Annotated in this window: 9 protein-coding genes; 6 read left to right on the top strand and 3 right to left on the bottom strand. The window is 52.7% G+C overall.

Annotation, left to right across the window (positions count from 1 at the left end; all coding sequences use genetic code 11):
* Window positions 1-33 precede the first annotated feature (33 nt).
* Window positions 34-1,230 carry a tyrosine-type recombinase/integrase gene (locus KF839_RS14545; RefSeq protein WP_292918550.1) on the bottom strand — a complete coding sequence of 399 codons (1,197 nt, stop codon included), beginning with the start codon at window positions 1,228-1,230 and terminating at the stop codon, window positions 34-36.
* Window positions 1,205-1,972: a hypothetical protein gene (locus KF839_RS14540; RefSeq protein ID WP_292918549.1), complete on the bottom strand. Its 768-nt coding sequence runs from the start codon at window positions 1,970-1,972 to the stop codon at window positions 1,205-1,207. The genes KF839_RS14545 and KF839_RS14540 overlap by 26 nt, the downstream gene beginning before the upstream one ends.
* A gap of 113 nt (window positions 1,973-2,085) precedes the next feature.
* Between KF839_RS14540 and KF839_RS14535 the strand changes: the two genes are divergently transcribed.
* Both KF839_RS14535 and KF839_RS14530 read left to right on the top strand, forming a co-directional pair.
* Window positions 2,086-2,292 (top strand): helix-turn-helix transcriptional regulator, encoded by a 207-nt coding sequence (locus KF839_RS14535; RefSeq protein WP_292918548.1) that lies wholly within the window; start codon window positions 2,086-2,088, stop codon window positions 2,290-2,292.
* On the top strand, window positions 2,289-3,002 hold the full coding sequence (locus tag KF839_RS14530) for a hypothetical protein (protein ID WP_292918547.1): 714 nt from the start codon (window positions 2,289-2,291) through the stop codon (window positions 3,000-3,002). Before KF839_RS14535 ends, KF839_RS14530 begins: the two co-directional genes overlap by 4 nt.
* A gap of 333 nt (window positions 3,003-3,335) precedes the next feature.
* Here KF839_RS14530 and KF839_RS14525 read toward each other — a convergent pair whose 3' ends face one another.
* Window positions 3,336-3,806: a hypothetical protein gene (locus tag KF839_RS14525; protein WP_292918546.1), complete on the bottom strand. Its 471-nt coding sequence runs from the start codon at window positions 3,804-3,806 to the stop codon at window positions 3,336-3,338.
* Between the two features lie 329 nt (window positions 3,807-4,135).
* Between KF839_RS14525 and KF839_RS14520 the strand changes: the two genes are divergently transcribed.
* The 4 genes from KF839_RS14520 (at window position 4,136) to KF839_RS14505 (ending at window position 6,236) form a co-directional block, all read left to right on the top strand.
* Complete coding sequence (locus KF839_RS14520) at window positions 4,136-4,312, top strand: hypothetical protein (protein WP_292918545.1); 177 nt, start codon at window positions 4,136-4,138, stop codon at window positions 4,310-4,312.
* Between the two features lie 294 nt (window positions 4,313-4,606).
* On the top strand, window positions 4,607-4,984 hold the full coding sequence (locus KF839_RS14515; RefSeq protein WP_292918544.1) for a hypothetical protein: 378 nt from the start codon (window positions 4,607-4,609) through the stop codon (window positions 4,982-4,984).
* A 61-nt stretch (window positions 4,985-5,045) separates the two neighbouring features.
* Complete coding sequence (locus KF839_RS14510; RefSeq protein WP_292918543.1) at window positions 5,046-5,462, top strand: hypothetical protein; 417 nt, start codon at window positions 5,046-5,048, stop codon at window positions 5,460-5,462.
* Window positions 5,463-6,236: a hypothetical protein gene (locus tag KF839_RS14505; RefSeq protein WP_292918542.1), complete on the top strand. Its 774-nt coding sequence runs from the start codon at window positions 5,463-5,465 to the stop codon at window positions 6,234-6,236.
* Window positions 6,237-6,804 lie beyond the last annotated feature (568 nt).

Below are 6,804 nucleotides of genomic sequence, written 5' to 3'. Positions count from 1 at the left end.
TGATGCGACTGTATTCGCTCAAAAATCAAAGACTTAGGGGTTTTCAATGGCGTTGGTCACGGTTTTGGTCACGGTTCCAAAACCGATTTTAAACGAATCCAGCTTATCGACCGCTTGTCGATTCCCGCCTGGGATCAGATGCCCATAGGTGTCACAGGTGATGGTAATCGAGGCATGGCCCAGTTGGTCTTGGACGTATTTTAAGTTCTCGCCATTCGCGATGAGTCGGCTTGCATAGGTATGTCGGACACTATGCATATCCAGTCGTCGCAGTCCTGCCTTCGCCACCATCGGAAACCAGAGTTTGTACCGCAGCCAATTCTCGGCCATATAACTTGGCTCCCGCCTGGTTCCGCCAAGGTTGCCTGGAAAGAGGATTTCAGGCGCTGCCTGTCCAGCGGCTGCCGCCTCCAGATCCTGTAGCTCGATCCATTCCGTCAGAGCCTTTGCGAGACCCTGCGACATGTCCACCCGCCTGGCCTTCCCGTTCTTGGGTGTACCCAAGATCCCCCGTGACCAGTTCCGCTGCACGTAGATTGATCGGCTGTGAAAGTTCAGGTCACCGCGATGGAGTCCCAGCACCTCTCCCGCTCGTAGGCCGGTGCGAAAGAAGGTCAGGGCCATCGGGTAAAACAGCGGGCGTTCGCGTCGGATGGTTTCCAGTAAGAGGCCTTCCTCCTCGGGGGTGAAGATCGCGAGTTCGGATTCCTCGATGGTCGCCGGCCGTTTCAACAGTTTGCCGGAACGAAGGGCAGGGTTATGGGTAATCAGTCCGTCCTCGACGGCTTCGGTTAAGACCGCGCTGAGCGTCAAGAGTGCATTCAGCGCCGTATCGAAATCCAAACCCTTTTCGAGCAGCCCGGCGGCCCATGCTTTGATGCGGGGACGTGAGATTGCAGAGAGTTGAGACGTTCCGAAGGCGGGGAGGGCATGTTTTCGTAATCGCGACTCGTACGTCTTGATCGTCGTAAGTTTCTTGCCGCGTGCGGGTTGGTTTTTGAGCCACGTCACAAAGTAATCTTTCAGCAGGATTGATTTTGTCTTCTTCGGTTTGGGAAAGAGTTTTCCCTCTCGTGCGTCGGCTTTTAACTTGCCATACAGCGTGCGTGCTTGGCTTTTTGTGTCGCACTTGTGCCACGTCTGGCGTCCCTCTTCATAGACGCGCACCCACCAGCCCTCGCGGCCCTTCCGCTGGGTGATGCCTCTATCCTTTCCCTCTTTTCTTGCCATGGCGGTCCTCCTTTCGTCGCTCTGTCTTTTGGTCGGTCTTCCGGCTTTCTCGCCATTTTCTCGCCGCAACTCGGTTTTGACAGCGTGGCTGGCAGTATAGCTGGTCGCGCCGGATCGCTAAATAGATCTTGGCGCATTCCGGACAGCGCCGAATGTAGTCCCCGGACTGGGCCAAGAGATGGACAAAGCGGTATTCAAACTCCTTGGCCTTCCGTTTCGCGATCACGAAGATCGTCCCGGTCTCGTCGGAGAAGGTGCCTGGCGATACCACGACCAGCGTCATTTGCGGAAAGGTAAAGGCGGTATGGCCCTCGTGCCAATAAAGCTCTAACTGCTCAAGGACGGCGGTCTGAATGTCCTGTGCTTCTTTGCGACTGGGAATCGTCTGATAGTTCTTCGCATGGGGCACTCCCTCTACACTCCAGCCACTTTCCGGCGCCACCATCCCGCCGAATCGGTCCCCCGTCTCATCGACAAAGGCCGCCACTTCAAACGCCACCAGCGTCCATTCCGTGGGCGTCAAAGCTTCCAGATCAGTCTGTAAAAACCGGAGCACCCACCCGACGGCGCCATCCGGCATCGTGCGGATGCGCTCAATGGCTTTCTGGTACTCCTGTTGGAAGTCCTGCTCGGATTTCCCCTGTGCGCTCATGCCTTCCGCTCCTTTTTCATGCCGAACCCTCTCAATTTTCCTGATCCCAACACCATCGAAAAAAGTGTCGTGCTGAAGGGCCGCTTCCACCCGAATTTGTTTGGCAAGTGTACCTCCTCACTGATAATGGCTGTCAAGAGTGGTCACGTCTAAAGAGTAGTAAGCGTGATCTGTCCACAACCATTCTTTCAAGGAGGTGCCCGATGATCAGTACAAAATTGATCACCATTCGAGAGGCGGCCAATCGGCTAGGGCTCAAGGAAAGCACGATCAGGAAATACATCCTGAAACGGCAGATCGCTTATGTGAAGCCATCCGTGCGAGCCGTGCGGATTCCCATCGAGGAGTTGGAGCGGATTCTGGCTGCCGGCCTGAGGCCTGTGATTCCTCAGCCAGAAGGTGCGCGATGAGCCGCTGGAAGGAGTTCCGGCGTGAGCCCGTCGCCGGCGAATGGACCAGGAAGCAGAAACGAGGCTATCACCGTGTCCGGTCGCTGCTCTGGTTCTGGGAATGTCATCAGTTCCAAGTCCTCTGGGTCACGCTATCGACGGCGGAAGGCGGGGATGCCGACAAACTCACCTATCACCACAAGCAACTGCGCCAACGGATCGAACGCCAGCTGGGGTTTCAAGGATTGGAGTATTACCAGGTCCGGACGGAAGAAGGGCATGGTGTCCTGCACATCTTCTGGGCCTGGCGGGTCCCGGATGGGGAACGGGCGCGTCGCTTCTGGATCTCCCAGGAATGGCTCTCGTCACAATGGCAGGCCCTCCATGGGGCTCCAGTCGTCTGGATCAAGGCCTACCAGCCCAGCCATCGCTCACGAAACCGTCTCAGTCGCTACGTCATTAGCCAATACGTCCAGGATCAATGCGGCTACGTGAATATGTGCTGGTCCTGGAAACGGTCTCTTGGGTTTCCGATCAGTCGGCTGTGGGAAGAGATGCGGAACCAATGGGTCAGCCGGAACGTCTACCGCCGGATCAGGGGAGAAATTGAAATCCCGCGTATCGTCTTTCTCAAGACCTGGGAGGATCTGCTCTCAGGGCATCCCATCTGGTTTAGCGGCACTATTCTGCAACTCGTGCTGGGGAAGGGGCTTGTCTACCAGGAGGTGTGAACATGCTCTGGCACCGATGTAGTCTCAAACTGCCAAGCCTGTTCGGACCAGCTTGTTGCGGACGGGAAGCGACCATTTATGATCGCGCACGAAAGGCGTGGCTCTGTCCTGAACATACCAAGGAACGATTGTGTGAGTTCTGCCAATTCGAACGAGCCTGGGTACGGTTTTGTTATGGGGAGCACGACGTGATGTGTGAGGTCCGGCTCTGTGCGGATTGTGCGGGGTTGAGGTAGCAGCGGTGAAGGTTCGTCGCGCAGTGTTCCTACAAGCGAAAAAAAGCCAAGGGGCGTTCTCACCCCTTGGCTTTACCCTGTTCACCACACCGGCGCGTTAATCTCTGTCTCTACCATGGCCTTTCCCTTTCCCATTCCCTCGCCCACGCCCGGGGTTGTCGGGACGACCATTGCCCTTGTACTTCACCTTGTGCTCTTCAAAGTAGAGGTAGGGTCTATCAGTCTCTAGCTCAAGGCTGACGTAGTTGCTCCTATCAAGCATGAAGGTCGAAGGCAGCGTCATACCTACCTGCCAACTTCCCCCGTTCATGTAGAAATAGCTCCCGGTACTGACGTTCACATAGACGCCGCTCGCTGGATAGTACTGATAGCGATACCGGACTTCTTTCGCTCTCCGCCCATGAGCCGGCGCCCATGGAGGCGGGCCACCTCGCGGAGTCGCGACGATCACCGGTTCCGGCGCAGGGTTCCCGACCGATACGCCCACTCCGACATTCGGGTTTCTTCCGTCCATCGCACATCCGGCAAGGAGCAGGGTTCCGATTCCTGTCAGCAGTACCTTCTTCATTCCACGTTCCTCCTGATCTGCATGAGACGAGGCGCAGGCGTTTCCAGCGGCCTGCTGGCCTCTTTCCCGAGAGAACATCCGCCGAACCATCATCGGACCCGTAGAGCAAGCGCAATGCCTTCGTCTCTCTGACGAGGCTCTGGAGGCGTGGTCGGAGAGTCCATCGTGTAATGGGCTGATATTCCAATCTGTTTGAGACGCTGTCTTGAGGAGGTCTCTTCAAGCAATCGTGTCGGGACCTGAGCGAGGACGCTGACCCAAACAATATTTGTCCTTTTCAGACAAACGTGCGCAGGAACGCCGACGTTAATCGAGAGAGGTGTGCTTCGATGGCATACGCGTTGATGACCGTTGATGCTGGATGGTGTTGGCCGCTGATTCCGCTGAGAACGGCAAGAGCGGTGGTGTTGCTGCGGGAATCAGGGGCCAACTCGGCGGGGGAAATAGAGGACGGCTTTTCATTGCAGAAGGCGGCGATGCGTCAGCTTGGCCGCCCTTCTGGTTGATCGTTGGTTGCAAACACGGTGAATAGCATAGGGATACTGAAACCATGGGGAGATTCGTCACGCAAAGATTCCGCCCAACGAGGCCGCCCGGCCGTTCCGGACCACTGGACCGGACGGCCGGGGGGATCGGGGGCGTAGCCCCCGCTTCACTTGATCTATATGGTCAAAGTAGGAAGCTTTTTTGTTGAAGTCTCGGCCACTAGGTAAATTATCTATGCCCTACTATTGACACACCATTTATTTTGCCGATAATAAGCAATAAAGATAGTCCAATAGCACTAGTGGAGATAGCTAATGGCGAAAGCAACTATTAAATCAAAAACGGGACTCGCAATAACGATTGAAGGAAATGATAGAGAAGTTGCCCATATTTTGAAGATTATCGAGCATGGCGACTCAGTTAGTCAGGGCAGGGGGACGGCAACCAATGCCAAGGGATCTCACTCGCGACGGGATGAGAAAAAGCGCTCCGCGACCTCCGATTTAATAATGGGATTAAAAGATGAGGGGTTTTTTAATAAGCCAAGAGGGTTATCGGATATAGCAGGTTCGTTGGAAGAAAAAGGTTACGTTTACCCCGTAACGACGTTATCAGGCGTAATGTTAGGCTTGGTTCAGAAGAGACTGTTGGGTCGGAAGAAAGTTGAAGGAAAATGGGTGTACGGAAAATGAGCTCTGCAAATCCGGAGAGTATTTTTAAATCATATGAAAGAAGACTCTATGGGGATTGCAAATGATAAAAGAGGAGATGTTGGCTAAGCTCGATCGCATTAAATCTCTTGCTGATGAAGTGATAGGCGAATTAAACGGAAAGCGGTCCGATCAGTCTAAGCCTCATACAACAGGCGATATCAAGCACGTTCATGTGTCTTTTCATCCTAATACACTTGCTTTCATGAAACAGCATTCTCGAGGCTGCTCTGGACCGGAAAAGGTCACTCTCTTGTTGGCACGTTTGACTAAAGGAAACATTGCCGAACAAGTCTCCTCCATAGAAATTGAAAAACAGTGGAACAAAATGAAGAGTGTCTTAGGAGGGAGATTTAATTCCGCGTATCTGAATAGAGCAAAAGCCAACGGGTGGATAGATAGCACTAAGCATGGAATCTACACGTTGACGAATGTATGGAATGAGGTTTTGAAAGCATAAATGAGCCTTGCTACTCTCAACCACCTCCTAATCCCGTTTTTTGCCAAGAAGCACGTCGAGGCATCAACGCGCCATTTTGTGGGTATGGTCAAACATTTTGAGCTTCAGGAATGGGAAGACTGCATAGCAAAGGCTGGAAAATTTATTGAAGCCACTTTAAAGGCATTGTGGGTTCGCGCTGGAAAGACCGTGCCTGATGGAAGAGCTTTTAGCGCGGGCAGCCTGATTGATGGCTTGGGGCAGCTTTCCCAAGGATCTATTAGTGATTCCATTCGGCTCACAATTCCGCGAGTAAGTCGTTTTGTTTATGAAATCGCTAGTAATCGTGGGGGAAGACACGATCCGAATGAAATTGACCCAAACGAAATGGATGCCAATGTCGTTACAATGAATTGTTCTTGGGTTCTAGCGGAGATGGTCAGGTGTGCTCAGCACGGGATTGTCGGTAGCGATGTGGCTAAGGTCATGGTGGACTCTCTGGTCAAGAAAAGGTATCCGCTCATTGAGGAAGTGGACGGTAGAACATACTTCCACTTTCATGGAGCAAGCGCGGTTGATATTGCCCTGCTAGCGTTGGCACATGTCTCGCCACGACGGATATCGTCTTCGGAGTTGTCTTTGCTGTTAAAAAGACATCGATTCTCAACCCAAAATGCCAGGGTCGCTGTTAGTCGAATTAGAAGATATGTGGATGAAGATGAAAATGGTGGAATGCGGCTATTAATACCAGGTCTTCGGAAAGCGGAGAATTTGAAGAATGGGCGGCAGACTTAAGGAGTTTATATGAGCGCAAATCCCTTGGAAGAAATCCTTGCGCGTTTAGACCGTCTTGAGAAGGTGGTTTTCCCCGCGTCGCCCAAGGTCAGGAGTGTTAAGAATCCATCGTCTGTAGCGGACAATGGCTTGCCCACCCATATACTAAAACTACGAGATCATGGCTTTTTCCAAACACCCAAAACAATAAAAGAGGTTCACGGTAAGCTGGGATCTAGTTATCACTGCGAGGCAGATCGCGTAGCGATGGCTTTATTGAGGCTCCAACGCAGAAAGGAGCTTCGAAAAGGATCCAAGATCATAGGCAAAAGGAAGCAAGTCGCCTACATCTGGTAGTCCATCCCTCGATACGAATCCCTCGTTATATTCTCACGCAGAAACTTGGGTCTTCCTCATCTAAGTAGTTTCTTGGTCACGGTTTTGGTCACGGTTCCAGGTCCAATTTGGTCATAAATGGTCGTAATTGAGTTGGGTCGGCAATGACCACTTTCTCTTTATATTTCATAGGCTAAGGCAATAAATCGCACTCAGTCGCAATTTGGGACTTTCGAATAAGTACATCGCCTGC

The organism is Nitrosomonas sp. (assembly GCF_019635155.1).
Taxonomy (GTDB): Bacteria; Pseudomonadota; Gammaproteobacteria; order Burkholderiales; family Nitrosomonadaceae; genus Nitrosomonas.
Note: the sequence above shows the minus strand (reverse complement) of the source record. Positions and strands in the feature narration are given on the sequence as shown.

Excerpts from the sequence above, each read along its gene's own strand:
- KF839_RS14545 (WP_292918550.1), bottom strand. The coding sequence starts at position 1,230 with ATGGCAAGAAAAGAGGGAAAGGATAGAGGCATCACCCAGCGGAAGGGC.
- KF839_RS14535 (WP_292918548.1), top strand. The coding sequence starts at position 2,086 with ATGATCAGTACAAAATTGATCACCATTCGAGAGGCGGCCAATCGGCTA.
- KF839_RS14530 (WP_292918547.1), top strand. The coding sequence starts at position 2,289 with ATGAGCCGCTGGAAGGAGTTCCGGCGTGAGCCCGTCGCCGGCGAATGG.
- KF839_RS14525 (WP_292918546.1), bottom strand. The coding sequence starts at position 3,806 with ATGAAGAAGGTACTGCTGACAGGAATCGGAACCCTGCTCCTTGCCGGA.
- KF839_RS14520 (WP_292918545.1), top strand. The coding sequence starts at position 4,136 with ATGGCATACGCGTTGATGACCGTTGATGCTGGATGGTGTTGGCCGCTG.
- KF839_RS14515 (WP_292918544.1), top strand. The coding sequence starts at position 4,607 with ATGGCGAAAGCAACTATTAAATCAAAAACGGGACTCGCAATAACGATT.
- KF839_RS14510 (WP_292918543.1), top strand. The coding sequence starts at position 5,046 with ATGATAAAAGAGGAGATGTTGGCTAAGCTCGATCGCATTAAATCTCTT.
- KF839_RS14505 (WP_292918542.1), top strand. The coding sequence starts at position 5,463 with ATGAGCCTTGCTACTCTCAACCACCTCCTAATCCCGTTTTTTGCCAAG.